Annotated in this window: 23 protein-coding genes; 10 read left to right on the top strand and 13 right to left on the bottom strand. The window is 62.9% G+C overall.

Features of this window, described 5'->3' with window-relative positions; all coding sequences use genetic code 11:
- The 3 genes from LK540_RS19525 to LK540_RS19515 form a co-directional block, all read left to right on the top strand.
- A partial coding sequence (locus LK540_RS19525) for a hypothetical protein (protein ID WP_374041371.1) occupies positions 1-253 on the top strand: 253 nt, incomplete at its 5' end.
- Between the two features lie 82 nt (positions 254-335).
- Positions 336-797, top strand: a complete 462-nt coding sequence (locus LK540_RS19520; RefSeq protein ID WP_229438977.1) for a DUF421 domain-containing protein — start codon at positions 336-338, stop codon at positions 795-797.
- A 214-nt stretch (positions 798-1,011) separates the two neighbouring features.
- Positions 1,012-1,596, top strand: coding sequence for a CHRD domain-containing protein (locus tag LK540_RS19515; RefSeq protein ID WP_229438976.1), 585 nt, complete (start codon positions 1,012-1,014; stop codon positions 1,594-1,596).
- Here the strand turns inward: LK540_RS19515 and gluQRS are convergent.
- Both gluQRS and LK540_RS19505 read right to left on the bottom strand, forming a co-directional pair.
- Positions 1,593-2,519 carry a tRNA glutamyl-Q(34) synthetase GluQRS gene (gene gluQRS / locus LK540_RS19510; RefSeq protein ID WP_229438975.1) on the bottom strand — a complete coding sequence of 309 codons (927 nt, stop codon included), beginning with the start codon at positions 2,517-2,519 and terminating at the stop codon, positions 1,593-1,595. The two genes, LK540_RS19515 and gluQRS, sit on opposite strands and share 4 nt — an antisense overlap.
- A gap of 50 nt (positions 2,520-2,569) precedes the next feature.
- On the bottom strand, positions 2,570-3,064 hold the full coding sequence (locus tag LK540_RS19505) for a nuclear transport factor 2 family protein (protein ID WP_229438974.1): 495 nt from the start codon (positions 3,062-3,064) through the stop codon (positions 2,570-2,572).
- Positions 3,065-3,186: 122 nt separating this feature from the next.
- Between LK540_RS19505 and LK540_RS19500 the strand changes: the two genes are divergently transcribed.
- On the top strand, positions 3,187-3,588 hold the full coding sequence (locus tag LK540_RS19500; protein ID WP_229438973.1) for a hypothetical protein: 402 nt from the start codon (positions 3,187-3,189) through the stop codon (positions 3,586-3,588).
- Here the strand turns inward: LK540_RS19500 and rnk are convergent, their stop codons facing one another.
- The 8 genes from rnk to LK540_RS19460 form a co-directional block, all read right to left on the bottom strand.
- Positions 3,589-3,996 carry a nucleoside diphosphate kinase regulator gene (gene rnk / locus LK540_RS19495; RefSeq protein ID WP_229438972.1) on the bottom strand — a complete coding sequence of 136 codons (408 nt, stop codon included), beginning with the start codon at positions 3,994-3,996 and terminating at the stop codon, positions 3,589-3,591.
- Between the two features lie 534 nt (positions 3,997-4,530).
- Complete coding sequence (gene gltA / locus LK540_RS19490) at positions 4,531-5,832, bottom strand: citrate synthase (protein ID WP_229438971.1); 1,302 nt, start codon at positions 5,830-5,832, stop codon at positions 4,531-4,533.
- A 55-nt stretch (positions 5,833-5,887) separates the two neighbouring features.
- Positions 5,888-6,178: a succinate dehydrogenase assembly factor 2 gene (locus tag LK540_RS19485; RefSeq protein WP_229438970.1), complete on the bottom strand. Its 291-nt coding sequence runs from the start codon at positions 6,176-6,178 to the stop codon at positions 5,888-5,890.
- A gap of 312 nt (positions 6,179-6,490) precedes the next feature.
- A complete protein-coding gene (locus LK540_RS19480; RefSeq protein ID WP_229438969.1) occupies positions 6,491-7,201 on the bottom strand; it encodes a succinate dehydrogenase iron-sulfur subunit in 711 nt (236 codons plus the stop codon).
- A 62-nt stretch (positions 7,202-7,263) separates the two neighbouring features.
- Positions 7,264-9,042: a succinate dehydrogenase flavoprotein subunit gene (gene sdhA, locus LK540_RS19475; RefSeq protein ID WP_229438968.1), complete on the bottom strand. Its 1,779-nt coding sequence runs from the start codon at positions 9,040-9,042 to the stop codon at positions 7,264-7,266.
- Positions 9,043-9,044: 2 nt separating this feature from the next.
- Positions 9,045-9,413, bottom strand: coding sequence for a succinate dehydrogenase, hydrophobic membrane anchor protein (gene sdhD, locus LK540_RS19470; RefSeq protein WP_229438967.1), 369 nt, complete (start codon positions 9,411-9,413; stop codon positions 9,045-9,047).
- Between the two features lie 2 nt (positions 9,414-9,415).
- Positions 9,416-9,838 (bottom strand): succinate dehydrogenase, cytochrome b556 subunit, encoded by a 423-nt coding sequence (sdhC, locus tag LK540_RS19465; RefSeq protein ID WP_229438966.1) that lies wholly within the window; start codon positions 9,836-9,838, stop codon positions 9,416-9,418.
- A gap of 491 nt (positions 9,839-10,329) precedes the next feature.
- A complete protein-coding gene (locus LK540_RS19460; RefSeq protein ID WP_229438965.1) occupies positions 10,330-11,097 on the bottom strand; it encodes a GntR family transcriptional regulator in 768 nt (255 codons plus the stop codon).
- A gap of 293 nt (positions 11,098-11,390) precedes the next feature.
- Between LK540_RS19460 and LK540_RS19455 the strand changes: the two genes are divergently transcribed.
- From LK540_RS19455 to pepA, 5 genes are all read left to right on the top strand, one after another.
- Positions 11,391-12,380, top strand: coding sequence for a malate dehydrogenase (locus LK540_RS19455; RefSeq protein ID WP_229438964.1), 990 nt, complete (start codon positions 11,391-11,393; stop codon positions 12,378-12,380).
- Between the two features lie 131 nt (positions 12,381-12,511).
- Positions 12,512-13,501 (top strand): CoA ester lyase, encoded by a 990-nt coding sequence (locus tag LK540_RS19450; RefSeq protein WP_229438982.1) that lies wholly within the window; start codon positions 12,512-12,514, stop codon positions 13,499-13,501.
- Positions 13,501-14,040, top strand: a complete 540-nt coding sequence (locus LK540_RS19445) for a hypothetical protein (protein WP_229438963.1) — start codon at positions 13,501-13,503, stop codon at positions 14,038-14,040. The genes LK540_RS19450 and LK540_RS19445 overlap by 1 nt, the downstream gene beginning before the upstream one ends.
- A 98-nt stretch (positions 14,041-14,138) precedes the next feature.
- Positions 14,139-16,847 carry an aconitate hydratase AcnA gene (gene acnA, locus LK540_RS19440; protein ID WP_229438962.1) on the top strand — a complete coding sequence of 903 codons (2,709 nt, stop codon included), beginning with the start codon at positions 14,139-14,141 and terminating at the stop codon, positions 16,845-16,847.
- Positions 16,848-17,110: 263 nt separating this feature from the next.
- Positions 17,111-17,983, top strand: a complete 873-nt coding sequence (gene pepA, locus LK540_RS19435; protein ID WP_229438961.1) for a flocculation-associated PEP-CTERM protein PepA — start codon at positions 17,111-17,113, stop codon at positions 17,981-17,983.
- Between the two features lie 48 nt (positions 17,984-18,031).
- Here the strand turns inward: pepA and LK540_RS19430 are convergent, their stop codons facing one another.
- The gene (locus LK540_RS19430) at positions 18,032-19,063 is read right to left on the bottom strand and encodes an alpha/beta fold hydrolase (protein ID WP_229438960.1); all 1,032 of its coding nucleotides are present in this window, start codon (positions 19,061-19,063) and stop codon (positions 18,032-18,034) included.
- A 122-nt stretch (positions 19,064-19,185) separates the two neighbouring features.
- Entirely contained in the window at positions 19,186-19,713 is a 528-nt protein-coding gene (locus LK540_RS19425; protein WP_229438959.1) for a GNAT family N-acetyltransferase, read from the bottom strand.
- Positions 19,714-19,896: 183 nt separating this feature from the next.
- Between LK540_RS19425 and LK540_RS19420 the strand changes: the two genes are divergently transcribed.
- The gene (locus LK540_RS19420; RefSeq protein ID WP_229438958.1) at positions 19,897-22,323 is read left to right on the top strand and encodes a TonB-dependent siderophore receptor; all 2,427 of its coding nucleotides are present in this window, start codon (positions 19,897-19,899) and stop codon (positions 22,321-22,323) included.
- Positions 22,324-22,667: 344 nt separating this feature from the next.
- Here LK540_RS19420 and LK540_RS19415 read toward each other — a convergent pair whose 3' ends face one another.
- The gene (locus LK540_RS19415) at positions 22,668-23,348 is read right to left on the bottom strand and encodes a Fe2+-dependent dioxygenase (RefSeq protein ID WP_229438957.1); all 681 of its coding nucleotides are present in this window, start codon (positions 23,346-23,348) and stop codon (positions 22,668-22,670) included.
- Between the last annotated feature and the right edge of the window lie 15 nt (positions 23,349-23,363).

Raw genomic sequence — 23,363 nt, 5'->3', positions numbered from 1 at the left:
CATGGCGCCCCTGCCTCCGGCCCCACCGGCTGCCCCGGCTGCCCCTGCCGCACCTGCGGAACCAGCCGTCCCGGCGCCACCTGCGCCACCGCCCCTGCCCGCCATCCCCGACGAACTGCACGCAGCCTGCGCCGGCAAGCAACCCGGCACGCGCCTGAGCCGGACCCTCGCACCGGGTGAAACCATGAGCGGCTTCTGCGAACGCAGCAAAGGGACGATGGTGTTCCGCATGCGCAGCTATCACCGCGAATGACGTGTCCGCCGTGCCGAACCGAACGGCACACTGTTAATAAAATGATTAGAATCGCCCCATCAGCGTGCATTCGGAGATGGCGATGTTCGACATGGATTTGCCTTGGTGGGAGTTCATCGTGCGCGGGGCGGTGGTCTACCTGGTCCTGCTGGTGATGGTGCGCATCTCGGGCCGGCGCACCGTGGGCCAGTTCACGCCCTTCGACCTGCTGGTCGTGATGCTGCTATCGGAAGCGGTGTCGAATTCGCTCTCGGGCGGCGACGATTCCCTGAGCGGCGGCCTGATCATCGCCGCCACCCTGATCGTGCTGAATACGGCCGTGGCGATCATCTCCGCCTATAGCCGCCGCATGTCGGTGCTGCTGGACGGCACGGCGGTGCTGATCGGCCGCGACGGCGTCTTCTTCGACAAGGTGGTGCGCCATTGCCGTATCACGGCCGAAGACCTGGACCAGGCCCTGCGTGCCGCCGGTTGCGAGCGCTCAGACATGCAGTGCGCCTTCCTGGAGGCCGACGGCGAAATCACGATCCAGAAGAAAAAATAAGGACCGTGTACATGTTGTAAAAATGATTCGATTTCAGAGTCGCATGCCCTGTAATCGAATCATATCCAACAGACTTCTCCATTTCCGCACGAGCTAATTGCTCAGCAGCCTTTGCCCATCCGTACCGTGTGTATACCCACGAGCCAACGTGCTAGTTTTTTGCGCAGCGTCACGCCGTGACGCGTTGGTTTCTTTCCTGATCAGGAGGTATACCATGAAACGCAGCTTGTCCATTCTTGCCCTGGCCGCCGCCGCAGCCTGCGCGCCAGCCCTGGCGCAGGCCCAGGACGGCATCATCCGGGCCGTCGCCAGCGGACCAGCCGAAAGCCCGCCGAACGGCTCGCCCGGCTCCAGCGTCGCTACCTTCGACATCGAAGGCAGCATCATGACCGCCGACGTGCCTTTCCGCGACCTGTTGTCCGGCACCACGATGGCCCACATCCACTGCTGCACCACGGCCGCGTTCACCGGCGTGGCGCCGATCGCGATCCCCTTCACCGATTTCCCGCTGGGGGTCACGTCGGGCAGCTACAGCGCATCCTTCGACCTGAGCGACGCCACCATCTATGACCCGGCCTTCCTGGCGGCCTTTGGCGGCACCCCGGCCTCGGCCGGCGCCGCGCTGATCGAGGCCATCGCCTCGAACGAGGCTTATCTCAACATCCACACCTCGCAATACCCGGCCGGCGAAATCCGCGGCTTCCTGGTGGCGGCGCCGATTCCGGAACCGGCCACCTGGGGCATGCTGGGGATGGGCCTGGCCGGCCTGGGGATGATGGCGCGCCGCCGCCGGGCTTAACCGGCTTGAGGAGCACGCCCCTCCCGCTCGGCCAGCATGGCTGACCAGGCGGGAATCGCCGCACGCCAGAAGCTGGCGAGCGAGTCGGGGCGATCCAGAGGCAGGCCGAGGAAGCGCGCGGCATCGAGCAGCGCTTGAATGGCGGCCGGCTCGTCGCCGGGCAGCACAGCGAGCGCGCCGGTCTGTTTCGACAGCTTTTCGCCATCGGCATTGCGCACCACCGGCACGTGCAGGTAGCGCGGCGTCGGCACCCCGAGCAGGGTTTGCAGGTAGATCTGGCGCGCCGTCGAATCGATCAAATCGGCGCCGCGCACGATGTCGGTCACGCCCTGGTCGGCATCGTCGACCACCACCGCCAGTTGATAGGCCCAGTAACCGTCGGCGCGCTTCAGGACGAAGTCGCCCGATTCGCTCGCCAGACGCTGGGTCAGCGTGCCCATGAAACGGTCGGTGAAGGTAATGGCGTCTGCGCCTACGTCGGGCACGCGCAGGCGCAGGCTGCGCATGCCGCGTCCCGGCGCCAGGCCATGGCGGCAGGTGCCCGGATAGATCGCCGCGCCGTCGGGCGCCACGCCCAGGCGCGAATCCTGGATTTCGCGGCGATTGCAGCCGCAGGGGTAGGCGTGCCGGCCGAGCTGTTCTGCCGCGGCTTCGTACAGGGGCTTGCGCCGGCTCTGCCACACGACTTCGCGGTCCGACACCATGCCGAGGGAAGTCAGCAGCGCCAGGATCGCCGTGTCGGCGCCGGCCACGCTGCGGCCTTCGTCGATGTCTTCGATGCGTACCAGCCACTCGCCGTGGTGGGCGCGCGCATCGAGGTAGCTGGCCAGCGCCGCCACCAGCGAACCGGCGTGCAGCGGGCCAGTGGGCGATGGGGCGAAGCGTCCCACATAGGGACGAGGACTAGGACTGGTGTTGCTCACTGTCGTTACCGGATGCATGCTGGAGGGGCATCACAATAACATAGCGCCTGTCAGCGCTTGCTGGTCTTCCAGCCATCCTTGGCCTCGAAATCCTTGATCAGCTTGGTCACCTGGCCGCCGACCTCATTCGGCACCGCCATCGACAGCTGGTAATGCACGATCTCGAAACTGTCGCCCTTGCGCCGCATGATGCCGCTGGCCTGGCACACGCCCATTTGCGTGTCGAGCAGCTCGTCGAACCAGACCATGGAGCCGTCATCGGACGCATACACGTGGCGCTTGATAGCCTTGAAGGCCCAGGCCGATTTGCCCTTGAAATAAGGCCGCGCCCAGGCCTTGAACTCGTCGCGGCGCCAGCGTTCGGTCTTGTCGGTACCGATGTAGATGCCATCCTTGGCGATCTTGTCGAAGTAGACGGGACGCGCGTGCGCCGCATCGTCGTGCCAGCGGTCGACAAAGGCGTCGACCTTGCGCTTCAGGCTGGCATCCGCTTGCGCGGCGAGGGAGCAGAACAGCAGACAGCAGGCGAGCAGCAGGCGTTTCATGGGCGACGTTCCGTTGACTGAAAGTAGCGATTGTACACAGCCATATGCTTGCTGGATTGCCATTTCGGCACGCCCAGCCAACTTCGTGTACATTAGGCAACGTTACGTCTGTCGAGCCGTTCATGCGCCCTTTCGCTACTTGCCTGCTCTGCCTGTCCCTGGCTGCCCGTGCCGAACCGCCGCCTGTGGTCCAGTCCGAATTGCTGCCCACGGCACCGCCTGCGGCACAAGCTGCAACAACGCCGCCACAGCCGGGCGCCACGCTGCGCAGCCGCATCAGCGACGACGCCATCCGCAAGGCGGTCAAGGAAACGCTGGACACCACCTGGGAAAACCCACGCCGCTACGAGAACGACACGATTTCCGCCACGCCCTACGAGAGTTTTGGGCGCGAGTTCTCGGAAGCCAGGGTGCCGGACTGCCTGCACCCGGACGGCCTGAAGCGGCAGCCGACCTTCTTCCTGACCGGCCTGTTCGCCCTGCCCTTCGTTGCCGTGGCCAAGCTGCGCGGCAAGTGTAACTAGTTAGCGGTGCAGTTCGCCCGCGCGCTCGGGCTGGTACACCACCTCGATTACCCGCACCTGGCAAAAGGCGCCGTCCGGCCGCGCCCAGGCGATGCTGTCGCCCGCCTTCAGGCCCAGCAGTGCATTGCCGATCGGCGTGAGCACCGACAGCTTGTCGGCCTCGCCATGCACATCCTTCGGGTAGGCCAGCGTCATCTCGATCGGCTCAGCCGCGTCGTCGAGCACGAAGCGCACGCGCGAATTCATGCTCACCACGTCGGGCGGCATATCTTCGGGTTCCATCAGTTCGGCGCGCGCCAGCTCTTCCAGCAGGGCGGCGCAGTTGTCGGCCTGGGCGGCAGGCAGCGAATCGATCAGCGCCTCCAGGCGCTCCATGTCCAGCGACGATACGACGATGTTCGGTCTCATGTTGTTACTCCTTGTATGGCCGCCTTCAGTGCGGCCGAATGAATGGCCATCGCCCGCGGATCGGGGCGAGGTTCGTTACGATGGAGTGGCTCGGGAGGACGGCCGGCGTGGCGCCAGGCGGATGGTCCTCACCGAGCCCGGGAGAGCCAGGCGATGTCTTTCGCGGACGGCGAAAAGTGGGAAGCGACGGCGCAACGACCAGGCGTGCAGACGCCTCCCTCGTTCAGGGATGAACCGCAATGCATGCATGTGCTGTCAAGGTTCATGGTATGGGTAGGGTGGGTTCTTGAACCCACCGGTTTTTGTATTTTGTAGGGTGGACTCCCGAGTCCACCCTGTACAACACATGAAAACCGATCACGGTTCCCAAGAATAATTTCGAACGCGCATACGGTGTACCGCGTGGACTCGGGAGTCCACCCTACGGAACGGCGCGCAAGGGCCCAGTATAACCACCCTGCCCGTTTCGTCAACGCATGCGGACCGCCAATAAAAAAGCGGGCCGCAGCCCGCTTTTCATGAAACACCGTTCGATTAACGCTTGTCGATCGACGGCACGTCGCGTACCGGCGAACCGACGAACAGCTGGCGCGGACGGCCGATCTTCTGTTCTGGATCGGCAATCATTTCGTTCCACTGCGCAATCCAACCAATCGTACGGGCCATTGCGAAAATACCGGTGAACAGCGAGACCGGGATGCCCAGTGCCGACTGCACGATGCCCGAGTAGAAGTCGACGTTCGGGTACAGCTTGCGCGACACGAAGTATTCGTCTTCCAGAGCGATGCGTTCCAGTTCCATGGCCAGCTTGAACAGCGGGTCGTCTTGCAGGCCCAGTTCTTCCAGCACTTCGTGGCAAGTTTCGCGCATCAGCTTGGCGCGCGGGTCGAAGTTCTTGTACACGCGGTGACCGAAGCCCATCAGCTTCACGCCCGAGTTCTTGTCCTTGACCTTCTCGATGAAGGCAGGGATGTTCTCGACCGAGCCGATTTCCTTCAGCATGGTCAGTGCCGCTTCGTTGGCGCCGCCGTGGGCAGGGCCCCACAGGCAGGCGATACCGGCAGCGATACACGCGAACGGGTTGGCGCCCGACGAGCCGGCCAGGCGGACGGTCGAGGTCGATGCGTTCTGCTCGTGGTCTGCGTGCAGGATCAGGATGCGGTCCAGGGCGCGCACGAGCACGTCGTTGACCTTGTACTCTTCGCACGGGTTCGAGAACATCATGTGCATGAAGTTCGCGCTGTACGACAGGTCGTTGCGTGGGTACACGAACGGCTGGCCGACCGAGTATTTGTAGGCCATGGCGACCAGGGTCGGCATCTTGGCGATCAGGCGGATGGCGGAGATTTCACGCTGTTCCGGATCGTTGATGTCGAGCGAGTCGTGGTAGAACGAAGCCAGCGCGCCGACGGTGCCGACCAGGACCGACATCGGGTGCGCGTCGCGGCGGAAGCCACGGAAGAAGAAGTTCATCTGCTCGTGAATCATCGTGTGACGGGTCACGGTGTTCTCGAACTTGGCTTTCTGCTCGGCGTTCGGCAGTTCGCCGTTCAGCAGCAGGTAGCAGGTTTCCAGGAAGTCGCAGTTGACTGCCAGCTGCTCGATCGGGAAGCCGCGGTACAGCAGCTCGCCCTTGTCGCCGTCGATGTAGGTGATGCTCGAGTTGCACGAGGCAGTCGACATGAAGCCCGGGTCGTACGTGAATTTGCCAGTCTGGCCATACAGCTTGCGGATGTCGATGACGTCCGGGCCGATCGTGCCCTTGTAAATCGGCATGTCGACCGATGGGCTGCCGTCGGAGAACGACAGGGTGGCTTTGGTATCAGAGATATTCATGGCACTTCCTTCTTGGGAGTGGATCTACAAAATGTAAAACGAATACGAAATTCGCTCACGCTTGGCGCAGGCGCGCCACCAGGGCGCGCACGTGCGGCAGGTCGGTTTCGCCCTCGGGCTCGGCGCGGCCCAGCAGCAGGTCCATCAGCGGATTGTCCGCCAGGTCCAGCAGGCGGGTCAGCGCGTCGACTTCCTCGTCGCTCAAGGTTTCCTCATGCGCATCGAGGAAGCGCGTGAGGATCAGGTCGTTTTCGAGCAGGCCACGGCGTGCACGCCAGCGCAGGCGGGCACGGTTGGTCGGGTCGGATTGATGCGCAGCTTGCTGCGGATTGTGCTGTGTTTCCACACTAGAGTCCGTTGTTGGGTCAACACTATACTCCGGCTGCCGGTATTCGGCAGTACCGTACTTTTACTGTATTTATTGCAATACTTTGGACGCAATCAGGCGGAGGATATCCGATTTTTGCGACACGGGACGGACGGTAAGTTGTTCGTCTTGTTGTTTTTACCTACGCGGACGGATGTGTCCGGTTTTGCATGCGTTTTCGGTGTGCATGCGGCGTAATGGTGGGTTCGAGAACCCACCCTACGTAGGGTGGGTACTTGTACCCACCACCGCACGGCCGGCGTTACGGCGCCGGCCGAAACAACAACAAACTTAAATCGCCCGGCGAACCAGCATTTCCTTGATCTTGCCGATCGCCTTGTTCGGATTCAGGCCCTTCGGGCATACGTCCGTGCAATTCATGATCGAGTGGCAGCGGAACAGGCGGTACGGGTCTTCCAGGTTGTCCAGGCGCTCGTTGGTGGCTTCGTCGCGCGAGTCGGCGATGAAGCGGTAGGCTTGCAGCAGGCCGGCCGGACCGACGAACTTGTCCGGGTTCCACCAGAACGACGGGCACGAGGTCGAGCAGCACGCGCACAGGATGCACTCGTACAGGCCGTCGAGTTCTTCACGCTCTTCTGGCGATTGCAGGCGCTCTTTTTCCGGCTTGATCGAGTCGTTGATCAGGAACGGCTTGATCGAGTGATACTGCTTGAAGAAGTTGGTCATGTCGACCACCAGGTCGCGCACCACCGGTAGGCCCGGCAGAGGACGCAGCACGATCGGCTGGGTCAGCTCGTTCAGGTTGGTGGTGCAGGCCAGGCCGTTCTTGCCGTTGATGTTCATCGCGTCCGAACCGCACACGCCTTCGCGGCAGGAGCGGCGCAGGGCCAGCGAGTCGTCGACGTCGGACTTGATGCGCTGCAGTGCGTCGAGCAGCATCTTGTCGGTGTCTTTCAGTTCGACGGTGACGTCTTGCATGTAAGGCTTCGTATCCTTGTCCGGATCGTAGCGGTAGATCTTCAGTTGGACTGTGCGTGCCATTTGTTTGCCTATTCAGTCGGGACAGGACCTGTGCCCTGCCCTCATCAATGATTTGTCGTGGATTAGAAGGTACGTGGCTTCGGTTTGAAGGTATCGACCGTCAGCGGCTTGGTCACGACCGGCTTGTAGTCCAGGCGGTTGCCTTCCGAGAAGAACAGCGTGTGCTTCATCCAGTTTTCGTCGTCGCGCTGCTCGTAGTCGCTGTGGGCGTGGGCGCCGCGCGATTCCTTGCGGGCTGCCGCCGAAACGACGGTCGCTTTCGCCACTTCGATCAGGTTGTCGAGTTCGATCGCTTCGATACGCGCGGTGTTGAACACCTTCGACTTGTCCTTGAACGAGATGTGCTTGCGGCGCTCGTCCAGCTGCATGATTTCCTTGACGCCTTCGTCCATCAGCGCTTGCGTACGGAACACGCCGCAGTGCTTCTGCATGGTCGAGCGGATGGCGTTGGCGACGTCCTGCACGCGCTCGCCGCCGGTCGAGTTCTCGAGGGCGTTCAGGCGGCCCAGGGCGTAGTCGGCGAAGTCCTTCGGCAGCGCGCGGTTGCCCTGCGCCTTCAGGTTCTGGCCGACGATGTGGTTGCCGGCCGCGCGGCCGAAGACCACCAGGTCGAGCAGCGAGTTGGTGCCCAGGCGGTTCGCGCCGTGCACCGAGACGCAGGCGCATTCGCCGATCGCGTACAGGCCGTTGACGATCTTCTGGCCGCCGGTGCCGTCAGGAGCGACGACCTGGCCGTGGATGTTGGTCGGGATGCCGCCCATCTGGTAGTGGATGGTCGGGACGACAGGAATCGGTTCCTTGGTCGCGTCGACGTTGGCGAACTTGTGGCCGATTTCCAGGATCGACGGCAGGCGCTTCTTGATGGTGTCGGCGCCGATGTGACGCAGGTCCAGCAGCACGTGGTCCTTGTTCGGGCCGACGCCGCGGCCTTCCTTGATTTCCTGGTCCATCGAGCGCGAGACGAAGTCGCGTGGCGCCAGATCCTTCAGGGTCGGCGCATAGCGCTCCATGAAGCGTTCGCCGTTCGAGTTGATCAGGATACCGCCCTCGCCGCGCACGCCTTCGGTGATCAGGACGCCCGCGCCGGCCACGCCGGTCGGGTGGAATTGCCAGAACTCCATGTCCTGCAGCGGCAGGCCGGCGCGTGCCGCCATGCCCAGGCCGTCGCCGGTGTTGATGAAGGCGTTGGTCGAAGCGGCGAAGATACGGCCGGCGCCGCCGGTGGCGAAGATGGTGGTCTTCGCTTGCAGCATCATGACGTCGCCGGTTTCCATTTCCAGGGCCACCACGCCGAGCACGTCGCCGTCGCTGTTACGCACCAGGTCGAGGGCTTGCCATTCGACGAAGAAGTGGGTGCGCGAGCGGACGTTGCGCTGGTACAGGGTGTGCAGCAGGGCGTGGCCGGTACGGTCGGCCGCGGCGCAGGCGCGCTGCACCGGCTTTTCGCCGAAGTTGGCGGTGTGGCCGCCGAACGGACGCTGGTAGATGGTGCCGTCGGGATTGCGGTCGAACGGCATGCCGAAGTGTTCGAGCTCGTAGACGACCTTCGGTGCTTCGCGGCACATGAATTCGATGGCGTCCTGGTCGCCCAGGTAGTCCGAACCCTTGACGGTGTCGAACATGTGCCAGTACCAGTCGTCTTCGCTCATGTTGCCGAGCGAGGCGCCGATGCCGCCCTGGGCCGCCACGGTGTGCGAACGGGTCGGGAAGACTTTTGAGAGCACGGCGACGTTCAGGCCGGCTTCGGTCAGTTGCAGTGCGGCGCGCAGGCCGGAACCGCCGGCGCCGACGATGACGACGTCAAATTGGCGGGTAGGGATTGCAGAATTAAATGCTGCCACGATTAAACACTCCAGAGAATTTGCACGGTCCACACGGCATAGGCCAGCAGTGCGAGCACGGTGGCACATTGCAGGAACAGCTTGATGCCGGCGTTCTTGACGTAGTCCATCCAGATGTCACGCAGGCCGACCCACACGTGGTAGAACAGGCCGAAGAAGGTGACTGCCGAGAACAGCTTGAACCATTGGCGCGAGAACAGCGCCGCCCAGCCTTCGTAGGTGAAATTCTGTGCGGTCAGGAAGGTGCCGAGCAGGATGACGGTGTAGACCACCATCAGGATGGCGGTGACGCGTTGCGCCAGCCAGTCGCGCACGCCGTAGTGGGCGCCGACGACGAGGCGGCGCTGGCCGATATTATTCTTGCTTGCCATGATTAGAAGACTCCAAACAGTTTCAGGCCGACGACGACGGTCAGGGCCAGGCTGATCACCAGCACCCAGCGTGCGGTTTTCTGTGCTGCATCCTTGTCCAGGGCCAGGTGGTTATCCATGAACAGGTGGCGGATGCCGGCGGTGAAGTGGTGCAGGTAAGCCCACGACAGACCGAGCAGGATGACCTTGACGAACAGGTTGTCGACGATCCCGGCGAAATGGGCGAAGGAAATCTCCGAGCGCAGGCTTTCCTGCAGCAGGTAGAGCAGGAAAGGCAGCAGCAAGAACATGCCGAATCCGCTGATACGGTGCAGGATCGACACAATCGCCGACGGCGGCTGGCGATACTTCAGCGTAATGTCTCCAATGTTGACATTACGAATCGGCTGTCCCCTCTTTTGCTGCTTTGTTATGGCTTCGGACATACAACACCTCCTTGACTGACAAAATGTGATTAACCCTTAATTTTCGCCGATTTTTTGATCCGCACCAATATCCGTTTCCAGAATATCGGTCAGTCGCGCGGGGAACAGGGTTTTGTTCGGCGCATTCTAAAAACCAACATATTTTAATCGCGTGAAGCGATTGTTGCAGGGCCCGACCTGGGCCTTGCAAATTCCTTCGAAACGCACCCGCCGACCGGTCGAAACGCATCCCGTACGGTGGGCACTCCGTGCCCACGCGGTACGTGCGATGGCGTTCCCGGCCGCTGGTCACATCAAATCCGTTCGCGGCCACGGAACCGTGATCGGGAGCATCTCCCGAGACGCCGCGGGTTGGCCGTTTGCACGATTCGTCCCGGCGTCAACCATGATCCACGTTCCGCGTGGGCACGGGGTGCCCACCTTACGATCGGCATCATCGCCGCCTCGGCCGATACGACAATCACCGGCCGGCGCGAACGTCCTCGACCTTGCTACGACAACTCATTCTGGTAATGATGCTTTGCCGTCGAATACAACCCGCGCCGCAACTCCACCGCCTTGTCTCCATAGGTGAACGACACCCGCTCCGCGCACAGCAGCGGCGTGCCTTCGCTCACCTGTAAATATTCCGCGGCCGCGCTGTCGGCGCCGACCGCGCGGATCTTCTCGGTCGCGCGGATCATGCGCGTGCCGAACTCCGATTCGAACAGGCCATACATCGGCCCCTTGTATTCCACCAGCCGCTCCGCCGTTAGGCCCTTGAACAATTGCCCCGGCAGCCACAGCTCTTCCAGGATCGTCGGCGCGCCATCGAAGGACTGCACGCGCTTGATGTAGACGACCGCGTCGCCCGCCTTCAGCTCGAGCAAACGGGCGACCTCGGCCGGCGCGCGGATGCGCTTGACCTCGATGACGCGGTTGTCGGGATGGTGGGGAACGCCCTCGTCGGGCATCAGTTTCAGGAAGCGGAAGTGGGCGCGTTCTTCATGGTGGGTGGCAACGAAGGTGCCCTTCCCTTGCCGGCGCACGACCAGGTTTTCAGCCGCCAGCTCGTCGATGGCCTTGCGCACCGTGCCCTGGCTGACCTTGAAGCGCGCGGCCAGTTCGACCTCGCTCGGCATCAACTCGCCCGGCTTCCATTCGCCCGCCTGCAGGCTCTGGGTGATCAGCGCCTTGATCTGCTGGTACAGCGGCCGGAACGACGGCGAACCGTTGCCGACTGTGCCGTCGCTGTTCGGGTTGGACGAATGGGGATTCATAGACCGCTATTTCACCACGAAAGCCCTTCCTCGTCCAGTGTACACATGGCAAGGACATGTGTCTTATATAAGACATATGATATCAATTGACAGGTGGAAGTGGCGAGGAATACACTCGCGGTCGATTGGAAGCTTGCCACCCCGCGGGCAGCCTGCTACCGGCAAGGTAAACAGGCCCCGTCCGGCTGCGAGCATCCACTTGAATACTTGCCGCTTTTGGTATCATTGCAGTTTTCCCAAACAGGCGTATTCTCGGCGTCGACCGTTTTCATTCCCACTTTTGGAGATTCATCATGGCTAAAACCCCACTGCGCGTTGCCGTTACCGGCGCGGCCGGCCAGATCGGCTATTCCCTGCTGTTCCGCATCGCCAACGGCGACATGCTGGGCAAGGACCAGCCGGTCATCCTGCAACTGCTGGAAATCGACAACGAAAAGGCACAGAAGGCGCTCAAGGGCGTCATGATGGAAATCGATGACTGCGCATTCCCGCTGCTGGCCGGCATGACCGCCCACTCGGACCCGATGACCGCCTTCAAGGACGTCGACTACGCCCTGCTGGTCGGCGCACGTCCACGCGGCCCTGGCATGGAACGCAAGGACCTGCTGGAAGCGAATGCCCAGATCTTCACCGTGCAAGGCAAGGCGCTCGACGCCGTCGCTTCGCGTGACGTGAAAGTCCTGGTGGTCGGCAACCCAGCCAACACCAATGCCTACATCGCCATGAAGTCGGCTCCTTCGCTGCCAAGCAAGAACTTCACCGCCATGCTGCGCCTGGACCACAACCGCGCCCTGTCGCAAGTCGCTGCGAAAACCGGTAAACCAGTTGCCTCGATCGAGAAGCTGGCCGTCTGGGGCAACCACTCGCCGACCATGTACGCCGACTACCGCTTCGCCACCATCGACGGCCAGTCGGTGAAAGAGCTGATCAACGACGACGTCTGGAACCGCGACACCTTCCTGCCGACCGTCGGCAAGCGCGGCGCCGCCATCATCGAAGCACGCGGCCTGTCGTCGGCAGCCTCGGCAGCCAACGCCGCCATCGACCACATGCACGACTGGCACGTCGGCACCAATGGCAAGTGGACCACCATGGGCATCCCATCGGACGGTTCGTACGGCATCCCGGAAGGCACCATGTTCGGTTTCCCGGTCACCATCGAAAACGGCGAATACTCGATCGTCCAGGGTCTGGAAATCGATGAGTTCTCGCAAGAGCGCATCAACCTCACGCTGAAGGAACTGACCGAAGAGCGTGAAGGCGTGGCCCACCTGCTGGCCTAAGCCCGAGTCGCGGCGCCATGGACCCGGCCAAGCCGACCGTGCGCCGCAGCCGCCGCACCCCTGTCAAGGGGTCGGCGGCTTCGTCGTTTTCCACTCCAGCATCTGCATTACACGAGATACAAGAAACACACATGCATCCTTCCGAGGTTTTATTCCAGGGCAAACGCCAGCCGCTCCTTCTTCCCGCCTGCGATCACTATTGCGGCTCGGAGAAACTGATGCGCAAGTCGATGGCCTTGCAACAAGAGCTTGGTCCCGTCTTCGACATCACCTTCGACTGCGAGGACGGCGCCGCCGCCGGCAACGAAGCCGCGCACGCCCAGCTGGTCGCGGATCTCATCAATAGCGAAGACAACCGCCACAAGCGCATCGGCGCGCGCCTGCACGACATCGACAGCCCCTTCTTCGAATCGGATGTGACGACCATCGTCGGCGCCGCCGCCAGCAACCTGGCCTACGTGGTACTGCCAAAAGCCAACGGCGTGGCCGACGTGCGCCGCGCGCTGGAAATCATCAACCGGGTGGCAGTTCCCGCCGGCCGCGCCGCGCTGCCGGTGCACGTGCTGGTCGAGACCCACGGCGCCCTGCGCGAAGCCTGGGACATCGCCGCCCTGCCCCAGGTCGAGTGCCTGTCGTTCGGCATCATGGACTTCGTCTCCTCGCACTATGGCGCGATTCCGGCCAGCGCGATGCGCACCCCGGGACAGTTTTCGCACCCTTTGGTTGTCCGCGCCAAGCTGGAAATGGTTGCGGCATGTCATGCGCACGGCAAGGTCGCCTCGCATAATGTGACGACCGAAATCAAGGACAGCGCGGTTGTGGCGAATGACGCACAACGCGCTGGGGCTGAATTCGGCTTCACGCGCATGTGGAGCATCCACCCGGACCAGATCAAGCCGATCATCAAGGCGTTCACGCCAAGGCTGTCGGAGGTGAACGAAGCCACCAACATCCTGCAGGAAGCGATGGCGGTAAATTGGGGACCGATCGCTCAGCATGGGCGCTTGCACGACCGCGCCAGCTACCGATATTATTGGACCGTTTTGCAGCGCGCGAAGCTGGCCGGCCTGGCGCTGCCTGAATCCGCGGCGGCAATCGTCAACCAAACGGAAATCCACTAATGGCCACCCCAGTCAAACACCTCCTCGCCGCCGGCACTGTTGCGCTCGCGGCCCTCGGCCTGTGCGCCGCTCCAGCATCGGCAGCCCCTGAAAAGAACCATCCGAAAGCCGCCGATGTTGTAAAAAAGGCGCAAACCAAGAAATCGTCCAAGGGTAAAAAGGCTGCCGCCGTTGCCGCAGCAGGTGCGGGCGCCGCGGTCGCGGCCACCATCGACGAGCCGGAACCGGACATCACCGACACCAAGGTCACCGACTACGCCTGTGAACTGGGCAACGCGATCACGATCTATACGAACGAAAAAGACGATGCGCACATCGCGCTGCGCTGGAAGAAGCGCCTGCACCGCCTGGAGCGCGTGGGCACGACCACCGGCGCGCTGCGCTTCGAGAACAAGAACTACGGTCTGATCTGGATCGGCATCCCGGCCAAGGGCATCCTGCTCGACTCGAAGCTGAACCGCCAGCTGGCCAACGAATGCAAGAACGCGGAGCAGTCCAAGCCGCTGGTGACCGCCGGCCTGGAAGAAAAGAAAGGCTGATGCAAAGTGAAGGCCGGCCCTGTGTCGGCCGATTTCCTTGCTCACGCTGATTATTAGTTTAGTAGCAATAACAAGAGACCCCTACTGAAGGAGAGCTTATGTCTCGCAACACCCTGAACACGCTGAAGGACTTCCCGCTCGCGGGCGGCCAGTCCGGCCAGTTCTATTCGCTGCCGGCACTGGGCGAAAGCCTGGGCGTGAACCTGTCGCGCCTGCCGGTGTCGATCCGTATCGTCCTCGAATCCGTGCTGCGTAACTGCGACGGCAAGAAGGTCACCGAAGAGCACGTTCGCCAGTTGGCGAACTGGGGCGCGACCGCCGAGCGTACCGACGAGATTCCTTTCGTCTTGGCCCGCGTCGTGCTGCAAGACTTCACCGGTGTGCCGCTGCTGGCCGACCTGGCCGCGATGCGTAACGTCGCCGCCAAGACCGGCGCCGATCCGAAGAAGATCGAGCCGCTGGTGCCGGTCGACCTGGTGGTCGACCACTCGGTCACCATCGACCACTTCCGCGAGCCGGGCGCGCTGGACCTGAACATGAAGCTGGAATTCTCGCGCAACAACGAGCGCTACCAGTTCATGAAGTGGGGCATGCAGGCATTCGACACCTTCGGCGTCGTGCCACCGGGCTTCGGCATCGTCCACCAGGTTAACCTGGAATACCTGGCACGTGGCGTCATGAAGAACGGCGACACCTTCTACCCTGACACCCTGGTCGGCACCGACTCGCACACCACCATGATCAACGGCGTCGGCGTCGTCGGCTGGGGCGTGGGCGGTATCGAAGCCGAAGCCGGCATGCTCGGCCAGCCTGTGTACTTCCTGACCCCGGACGTCATCGGCGTGAACCTGAAGGGCAAGCTGCGCGAAGGCTGCACCGCGACCGACCTGGTGCTGACCATCACCGAACTGCTGCGTAAAGAAAAAGTCGTCGGCAAGTTCGTCGAGTTCTTCGGCGAAGGCACCCGTTCGCTGTCGACCACCGACCGCGCCACCATCGGCAACATGGCGCCTGAATACGGCGCGACCATGGGCTTCTTCCCGGTCGACGAAGCAACCGTCGACTACTTCCGCGGCACCGGCCGTACCGAAGAAGAACTGGCTGCCTTCGAGAACTACTACAAGGCCCAGGGCATGTTCGGCATCCCGCAGGAAGGCGAGATCGAGTACACCCGCGTGGTGACCCTCGATTTGTCGACCGTCACCCCATCGCTGGCCGGTCCGAAGCGTCCGCAAGACCGTATCGAACTGGGCCACGTGAAGAACACCTTCACCGAACTGTTCAGCAAGCCAACGACCGAGAACGGCTTCAACAAGTCGGCCGACGACCTGTCGAAAGTCTACGAGACCACCAACGGTGTGCGCGTGAAGAACGGCGACGTCCTGATCGCCGCCATCACCTCGTGCACCAACACCTCGAACCCGAGCGTGCTGCTGGCTGCGGGCCTGCTGGCCAAGAAAGCCGTCGAGCGCGGCCTGACCGTGGCCCCGCACATCAAGTCCTCGCTGGCTCCTGGATCGCGCGTCGTTACCGAGTACCTGACCGCCGCCGGCCTGCTGCCTTACCTGGAAAAGCTGGGCTTCGGCGTGACCGCCTACGGCTGCACCACCTGCATCGGCAACGCCGGCGACCTGACCCCGGAACTGAACGCCGCGATCGTCCAGAACGACATCGTCGCTTCGGCCGTCCTGTCGGGCAACCGTAACTTCGAAGCACGTATCCACCCGAACATCCGTTCGAACTTCCTGGCCTCGCCACCGCTGGTCGTCGCCTACGCGATCGCCGGCAACATGACGCGCGACCTGATGACCGAACCGGTCGGCAAAGACAGCAACGGCGTCGATGTCTACCTGGGCGACATCTGGCCTAGCTCGCAGGAAGTGGGCGAACTGATGCGCTTCGCGATGAACTCGGAAGTCTTCAAGAAGAACTACGCCGACGTCAAGGGCAACCCTGGCGCCCTGTGGGAACGCGTGTCGTCGACCGAAGGCCAAGTGTACAACTGGCCTGAATCGACCTACATCGCCGAACCGCCGTTCTTCAGCGACTTCGAGATGACCCCGAAAGCGGCCGCCACCGGCATCCAGGGCGCGCGCGCACTGGGCGTGTTCGGCGACTCGATCACCACCGACCACATCTCCCCGGCCGGTTCGATCAAGGAAGACGGTCCTGCCGGTAAATGGCTGAAGGATCACGGCGTGCTGAAGGCCGACTTCAACTCCTACGGCTCGCGCCGCGGCAACCACGAGATCATGATGCGCGGCACCTTTGCCAACGTGCGTATCAAGAACAAGATGATCCCGGCCAAGGCCGACGGTTCCGCGGTCGAAGGCGGCATCACCATCCACCAGCCGACCGGCGAACAGATGTCGATCTACGACGCGGCCATGAAGTACGTGGCCGAAGGCACCCCGACCATGGTGTTCGGCGGCGAAGAGTACGGTACCGGCTCGTCGCGCGACTGGGCAGCCAAGGGCACCCAGCTGCTGGGCGTGAAGGCCGTGATCGTACGCTCGTTCGAGCGTATCCACCGCTCGAACCTGGTGGGCATGGGCGTGCTGCCGCTGCAGTTCATCGGCAACGACAGCGTCGAGACCCTGGGCATCACCGGCAAGGAAACCTACGACCTGAAGGGCCTGGAAGGCGAGATCAAGCCACAGCAACAGGCGACCCTGGTGATCCACCGCGAAAACGGCGAATCGCAGGAAGTGCAAGTGCTGCTGCGTATCGACACCCCGATCGAAGTCGACTACTACAAGCATGGCGGCATCCTGCCGTTCGTGCTGCGCCAGCTGCTGGCTGCGTAATACCGCGAACGCGCTAGCGTAAGCCGAGGGCCGGTCCCCGCCAGGGGCCGGCCCTTTTTTCGTCCTGCTTCTGGCTAGGGTGAAATATATTGCAATTAGAACAAACTTAGTTACTGCAGAGATCGGATTTTTTTACACTCTCGACTTGCCACTTCACCCTTGTATTTACAACACCTTGATTAACAAGGATTTCGTGACACAGGTACGGCCCTTGCTTGTACTCGTTCGCGGTGGCGGCACCGCTCAACCACAAGGACGCGATCATGAAACTTCTGAAGAAACTGGCCCTGGGTACTGCATTCGCAGTCTCGATGGGCGCAGCCCAGGCGCAGACAGTACTGAACGATTGGGTATTCAATCCGATTGGTGGTGGCTTCGAAAGCGGACAAACGATCAACGAATATCTGGACGTCAACGGCAATGCCTTCATTTGGCTGGATCCCGAAGGCGACAGCAGCTTCACATTCCGCGAATACGCCGTATTCAATATTACCCAGGCCGATTCGAACGGGCGCCTGTTCCCGATGAATTACCAGGGAGGCAATATCTCTGCTGTCTTTGAAGGCTTCGGCAGCGGCGACTTCAGCGGCGCATTCACGTTCTCGGGCGGCACCATCCGGATGTACCAGAATTCCACTAATAACCAATACGGTGGGACCGACGGCATCTATGGCGCCAACCTCGGCAACCTGATTGCCAGCTTCGACGTGCTGGCAGGCGGCGGCGGCATGGTGGATGCCACGGGCGCCCCAACTGGAAATGGCGACGTTAGCGTATTCGCACGGGCCTCCGCCGGCTCCCTCACCCCAGGCTACTTCTTCAATGCGGACGGCGACGACTTGTCGGACGCGGCCCTCCTGGCATTTGCCTTCACCAATGCAAACGCCGTCGGTGAGCCGGACGGCACGCTGGTAGACGAAGTGGCCTGCGAATTCGCCAATTTCGGTGGACCTGGATGCAGCGGCACCACACCGTATGCAAACGTTCCGGGAGAATATTTCTTCATCGGCGCCAACGGCCAGTTCAAACTTGACGAAGTTGGCGGTGAGGTGCCGGAGCCGGGTTCGCTGGCCCTGTTCGGCATCGCGATGCTGGGCGCCGGCTTCGCGGCGCGCAAACGCAACGGCAAAACTTGAGAGATGGCCGCCGTCGACCGGCGGGCTGACACGCCCGGTTGACGGCCTTTAGCGCGCCCGCGCCGCCGCTTCGCGCAAGACCTGCAGCTGGGCGGCGATCATCGGCTCGTTCGGGTCGTGGCCGGCGCGCGGCACCACCACGAAACGCTTGTGCGGCGCCTCGATGCGGTCGAAATAGCGCCGCGCGACCTCGGGCGAGGACAGGATGTCTTCCTGGCCCATCACGAAATACACGGGCAACGCGAAGCCCGTGCCCAGCCGGTGCAGGTCGTAACGCGAGAACATGCCATCGCCCTTCAGCCCGACGAACTGCAGGAAGGAATAATCTTCGCCGGCTTCGTAGTCGGCCTCGTACTTCGGCGTCGCATAGGCCGGCGCAGGCTTCCACCACGAGGCCGGCGCCGGATCGGTCACCTTGGCCTCGTACTTGCGGTCGATGCGGCGGGCAATGCCGAAGGCACGCGGGTCGCTCCAGGGCGGCGCGCCGAGCGCCTCGAGCTTGCCGATGGCGTCCTGGTCGTTCGCGGCGCGCGCCAGCTGCAGCAGCTTGTTGTACAGCGCCGTTTCGTTTTCCTTGTACGAAATCACCTGCACCGCGCCAATGTAGGCGTCGAACAGCGCCGGTTTCGCATGCGCCATCTGGATGCCCAGCATCGAGCCCCAGGAACTGCCCCAGAGCAGCAGCTTGCGCTTGCCGAGATGGCGCGCGGCGTAGTCGGCCACCGCCAGGCCATCGGCAGTCAAGATCTCCATCGTCAGGGCTTCGTTCTCGGCGGGGCGATTGCGGCCCCAGGTCATGCCGCTGCCGCGCTGGTCCCAATGCACCATGGTGAAGTCCTTTTCCCAGGTAGCGAAGATATTGTGGGCCAAGGGGGTGAGCGGGTTGCCCGGGCCGCCATGGACCATCAACACCACCGGATTGCCGCAGCGCTGGCCCTTGATCGTGACCCATTGCTCAATGCCGTTGATGGCGACGAAGCCCTGCTCGTCGATCGGCTTGGCTGGGTCTTCGCAGGCGGCGCCAGCGAGGATGGGGAGCGACAGCAACAGGACGGACAGCAGCTTCACAAGGCGAGGCATCGGCAACTCCGGCAGGAACGGGAACAGCCATCCTACCGATATCTTTGCATTACAGCAACAAATAAGATACCGGCCTGCCTATCCGGTTTTGATGGAAAAATAATCCATCCCGGTCCAGGTATCTAGCGCGCCGGCGCATGGCATTCGAAGTGCAGGCGGTCATACCATTTGCCATGCAATTCGAAGCTGCGCCGTGAATGACCGAACTGCGTGAAGCCGTTACGTAGCAGCACGCGCGCCGACGCCACGTTCTCCACCCGGCAATCGGCCTCGATCCTGGCCAGGCCCAGCTCGCCGAACGCGATTCCCAGCACCTGCCGCACCGCTTCGCCGGCATATCCTTTGCCGCATTCGGATTCGGCGATCCGGTAGCCCAGCACCGCCGAATGAAAATGCGCGCGCCGCACGTGGCCAAGGTTGACGCGTCCGAGAATGGCGCCCTGCCCGTTCTTCAACAAGTACTGGTAGCCGCGGTCGGCCCGGGCGTCCTCGAGCGCCAGCGCCAGCGCGTCTTCCACCCCGCCCGGCGCGTAATAGCCGGCAGGCCGGCCATTGATGGCCGCCTCGAAAAAGGCGCGGTTGGCGGTTTCGAAGGCGCGCAAAGCCGCGCTGTCGGACGGGGCCAGCGGCATCAGGAAAGTTGGGCTCATCCGTCTATCCTCGCATGCCCATGCCTGTCAAGCAACATTGCCGAGTGTGTCAGCCCGGCCACAGTTTCAATGCAGCATAACTAAAGCTTGCCAATAGATAACGTTTAGTTATGATGGGTTGTCGGTACAAATGACACACGGATGCACTCGATGGCGTAACAAAACATTCAGGGGACAAGAACAATGAAGAAACAAACGCTACAACGCGCGCTGCTGGCTTCCGCAATCCTCGCTGCTTTCGCGCCGGCGCAAGCGCAGGAAACCGAGCCGCTGCAACAGGTGATCGTGCTCGGCTCGCGCACCCAGGCCAAGACCGCGCTCGACACCTCGGTGCCGGTGGGCCTGGTGAACCTGAAGGACATGCAGTCGACCGGCATGCAGGAACTGGGCAAGGTGCTGCAGGACCTCGACCCGTCGTTCAACTTCACCACCACCTTCATCAGCGACGGCACCGACATCATCCGCCCCGCCACGCTGCGCGGCCTCGGCCCCGACCAGTTGCTGGTCCTGATCAACGGCAAGCGCCGCCACCAGCAGGCGCTGGTGAACGTGCAGCAGACCATCGGGCGCGGCTCGGCCGGCACCGACATCAACGCCATTCCCCTGTCCGCCATCCAGAGCATCGAGGTGCTGCGCGACGGCGCCGCGGCCCAGTACGGCTCGGACGCGATTGCCGGCGTCATCAACATCATCCTGAAGAAAGGCGCGGACCTCGGCCAGTTCAGCGCCAACGTCGGCACCACCGATGAAGGCGACGGCGACACCTATTCGGCCAGCATCCACAAGGGCTTCGCGCTCGGCGCCGACGGCGGCTACCTCAACCTGTCGCTCGAAGGCCGCAAGCGCAACGAGACCAACCGCGCCGGCGTCGACACCCTGCGCGTCGATCCGCCGCGCGTGACCCAGCGCATCGGCGACAGCAATGCCAAGGATGCCTACCTGTGGCTGAACGCGGCGCTGCCGGTGCGCTCGAACGGCGGCGAGTTCTACGTGTTCGGTGGCGCCTCGAAGCGCAAGGGCGACTCCGGCGGCTTTTTCCGCCCTGCCGAGGATGCGCGCACCGTGCCCGAAATCTATCCGAACGGCTTCTTGCCGAACATCGTCACCACGGTCAAGGATGCGTCGTTGGCCCTCGGCTATCGTCACGAGCTGGGCAATGAGTGGAGCATGGATGCGAGCGTGAACCATGGCCGCAGCGAGCTCGACTTCCACGAGCGCAACTCGATCAACGTCAGCTACTACTACGAAGACAACCGCCGCGAATCGCCGACCGAGGCCGACACCGGCGCCCTGAAATTCAACCAGACCACCTTCAACCTCGACTTCAAGGGTCCGGTGCAGGTGGGCGGCGCGCCGCTGTACGTGGCCACCGGTTTCGAATGGCGGCGCGACGGCTACGAGATCGTGGCCGGCGACCCGGTCTCCTACCAGTACGGCCGCACCAACAATCCAACCAAGCTCATCCTCGACCGTTTCGGCGGCATCGCGGCCTCCGGCATCCAGGGCTTCCCCGGCTACACGCCGTCGAACGAAGTCGACGATGCCCGCCACAACATCGCGCTTTACCTCGATCTCGAACGCAAGTTCGGCGAGCAGGTGAACGTCGGTGCGGCCGTGCGCCACGAACGCTATTCCGACTTCGGCTCGACCACCACCGGCAAGCTGAGCGCGCGCTGGGACCCGTCGCCGACCGTCGGCGTGCGCGGCAGCGTCTCCACGGGCTTCCGCGCCCCGGGCGTGCAACAGAAATTCTACAGCTCGGTCTCGACCAACCTGAACCAGGACGGCACGCTGACGGAAACCCTGACCGCGCGCGAGAGCAGCGCCGTGACCCAGGCCTTCGGCATCTCGCCGCTGAAGGAAGAAAAATCGAAGAATGCCAGCATCGGCCTGATCCTGCGCCCGAGCAAGAACTTCTCAGTCACGGCCGACCTGTACCGAACCGACATCGACGACCGCATCGTCTTCTCGAGCGTCCTGCAGGCCGAAGACGGCGCCTGTGTCGATCCGGTGCGCTGCCCGATCGGCGCGCTGCTGGTACCGCTGCGCGTGGGCCAGGCCCAGTTCTTCACGAACGCCATCGACACCAGCACCGACGGCTTCGACCTGACGGCCCAGCACACCACGCGCAACGCGGGCTCGACCCTGGTGCTGTCCGGCCAGCTGGGCTTCAACAAGACCAAGGTGAAGGACCGCCATTCGCAATCGCCGGTGCTGACGGGCGAACAGCTGTTCGACAACGCGCAGGTGGTGCTGATCGAACGCGGCCAGCCGCGCCAGCACCACGTGGTGGCGGCCGACTACACGACCGGCCCCTGGAACGTCACCGGCCGCGCCAACTACTTCGGCAAGGTGCAGGGCCAGGGCTTCACGCCGGACGTGCAGACCTGGGACGCGAAATGGATCGTCGACCTGACCGCGCGCTATTCGTTCAGCAAGGCGCTGAGCGTGTCGGCCGGCATCAACAATCTGTTCGATACCTACCCGACGCGCTGGCAAGCCTCCGACACCAACCCCTTCCCGGCGATGGGCTTTACCCACTGCTGGGAAACCTGCCCGTTCGGCATCAATGGGCGCTCGATGTATGCCCGGGTCGATTATTCGTTCTGATGTAGGGGTGTAGCCGGGCCGGGGAAGACTGGGGAAGGCATCAGAACGCCCTCTGGCAAGCTGTCTCGTTTAGGGTGGAAATCCTGTCGCATCCTGTCTTTTTTTGTCGCGTTATTTTCCGAGACAAAACGAGGCAGAATGCGACACGATGCACAGGCTGAACGAGACAGGATTTCAGAGGGGCGCGGCAAAGCCTCCCCGTCCTCTCCTGCCGAGTGGTTTAACTCAAAATAATTGCTCTGGCGGCCGCAACGCCTGCTAGGCGCGGTTTGCTTCCGGCAGTCCGCCGCCGCCGCCCGGCGCCTTCCTGCCAAACCGCTCCTTGCCGGCAGAGCGCCGCATCGTCAGACTTCGGCCCACATCCTGAGCAGGTTGTGATAATGCCCGGTCAGCCCGACCGTGGCATCCGACTCGCCATGGGCGCCGCGCAGCGCCTGGATGTTGGTGTCGAGCTCGAACAGCATCGCACGCTTGCCGTCGTCGCGCACCATGCTCTGGGTCCAGAGGAAGGAAGCGACCCGCTCGCCGCGCGTCACCGGCAGCACCTGGTGCACGCTGCCCGAGGGATACACGATCGCATCCCCCGCAGGCAATTTCACCTCGTGCGTACCGTAGGCATCGACCACCACCAGCTCGCCGCCGTCGTACTCGTCCGGGTCGCTCAGGAACACCGTGGTCGACACGTCCGCGCGCAAGGCCGGCATGCCCGGGCGCTGGGCGCGGATGGCGCCGTCCACGTGCAGGCCGTAGTGCTCGCCGCCGCCGTAGCTGTTGAAATACGGCGCCAGGATGCGCAGCGGCAGCACCGAGGAAAAGAACAGCGGATTGGCCATCAGCGCCGCGCTGACCGCGTTCCCCAGCTCCACAGCCAGCGGCGAACCCTCGGCCAGCTGGCGGTTGCGTTTGACTTGCGCGCCCTGGGCGCCGACGCTGGCGCGGCCGTCGACCCAGTCGGTGTCGTTCAAGCGTTGGCGCATCTGCGCCACCTGCTCCCGGCTCAGGACGCCGGGGATATGCACCATCATGCTCGTATTCCTTTT

This window comes from Massilia sp. IC2-278, from assembly GCF_020708045.1.
Taxonomy (GTDB): Bacteria; Pseudomonadota; Gammaproteobacteria; order Burkholderiales; family Burkholderiaceae_D; genus Telluria.
The sequence above is the reverse complement of the archived record's forward strand: the minus strand, read 5'-3'. Positions and strand labels throughout refer to the sequence as shown.

What these genes read in the sequence shown, in the direction of transcription:
- acnA (WP_229438962.1), top strand. Translation starts at nt 14,139, where the DNA reads ATGTCTCGCAACACCCTGAACACGCTGAAGGACTTCCCGCTCGCGGGC.
- pepA (WP_229438961.1), top strand. Translation starts at nt 17,111, where the DNA reads ATGAAACTTCTGAAGAAACTGGCCCTGGGTACTGCATTCGCAGTCTCG.
- LK540_RS19455 (WP_229438964.1), top strand. Translation starts at nt 11,391, where the DNA reads ATGGCTAAAACCCCACTGCGCGTTGCCGTTACCGGCGCGGCCGGCCAG.
- gltA (WP_229438971.1), bottom strand. Translation starts at nt 5,832, where the DNA reads ATGAATATCTCTGATACCAAAGCCACCCTGTCGTTCTCCGACGGCAGC.
- LK540_RS19450 (WP_229438982.1), top strand. Translation starts at nt 12,512, where the DNA reads ATGCATCCTTCCGAGGTTTTATTCCAGGGCAAACGCCAGCCGCTCCTT.
- sdhD (WP_229438967.1), bottom strand. Translation starts at nt 9,413, where the DNA reads ATGGCAAGCAAGAATAATATCGGCCAGCGCCGCCTCGTCGTCGGCGCC.
- LK540_RS19420 (WP_229438958.1), top strand. Translation starts at nt 19,897, where the DNA reads ATGAAGAAACAAACGCTACAACGCGCGCTGCTGGCTTCCGCAATCCTC.
- rnk (WP_229438972.1), bottom strand. Translation starts at nt 3,996, where the DNA reads ATGAGACCGAACATCGTCGTATCGTCGCTGGACATGGAGCGCCTGGAG.
- LK540_RS19480 (WP_229438969.1), bottom strand. Translation starts at nt 7,201, where the DNA reads ATGGCACGCACAGTCCAACTGAAGATCTACCGCTACGATCCGGACAAG.
- LK540_RS19500 (WP_229438973.1), top strand. Translation starts at nt 3,187, where the DNA reads ATGCGCCCTTTCGCTACTTGCCTGCTCTGCCTGTCCCTGGCTGCCCGT.
- LK540_RS19515 (WP_229438976.1), top strand. Translation starts at nt 1,012, where the DNA reads ATGAAACGCAGCTTGTCCATTCTTGCCCTGGCCGCCGCCGCAGCCTGC.
- LK540_RS19430 (WP_229438960.1), bottom strand. Translation starts at nt 19,063, where the DNA reads ATGCCTCGCCTTGTGAAGCTGCTGTCCGTCCTGTTGCTGTCGCTCCCC.
- sdhC (WP_229438966.1), bottom strand. Translation starts at nt 9,838, where the DNA reads ATGTCCGAAGCCATAACAAAGCAGCAAAAGAGGGGACAGCCGATTCGT.
- LK540_RS19415 (WP_229438957.1), bottom strand. Translation starts at nt 23,348, where the DNA reads ATGATGGTGCATATCCCCGGCGTCCTGAGCCGGGAGCAGGTGGCGCAG.
- LK540_RS19520 (WP_229438977.1), top strand. Translation starts at nt 336, where the DNA reads ATGTTCGACATGGATTTGCCTTGGTGGGAGTTCATCGTGCGCGGGGCG.
- LK540_RS19445 (WP_229438963.1), top strand. Translation starts at nt 13,501, where the DNA reads ATGGCCACCCCAGTCAAACACCTCCTCGCCGCCGGCACTGTTGCGCTC.
- LK540_RS19425 (WP_229438959.1), bottom strand. Translation starts at nt 19,713, where the DNA reads ATGAGCCCAACTTTCCTGATGCCGCTGGCCCCGTCCGACAGCGCGGCT.
- LK540_RS19505 (WP_229438974.1), bottom strand. Translation starts at nt 3,064, where the DNA reads ATGAAACGCCTGCTGCTCGCCTGCTGTCTGCTGTTCTGCTCCCTCGCC.
- LK540_RS19460 (WP_229438965.1), bottom strand. Translation starts at nt 11,097, where the DNA reads ATGAATCCCCATTCGTCCAACCCGAACAGCGACGGCACAGTCGGCAAC.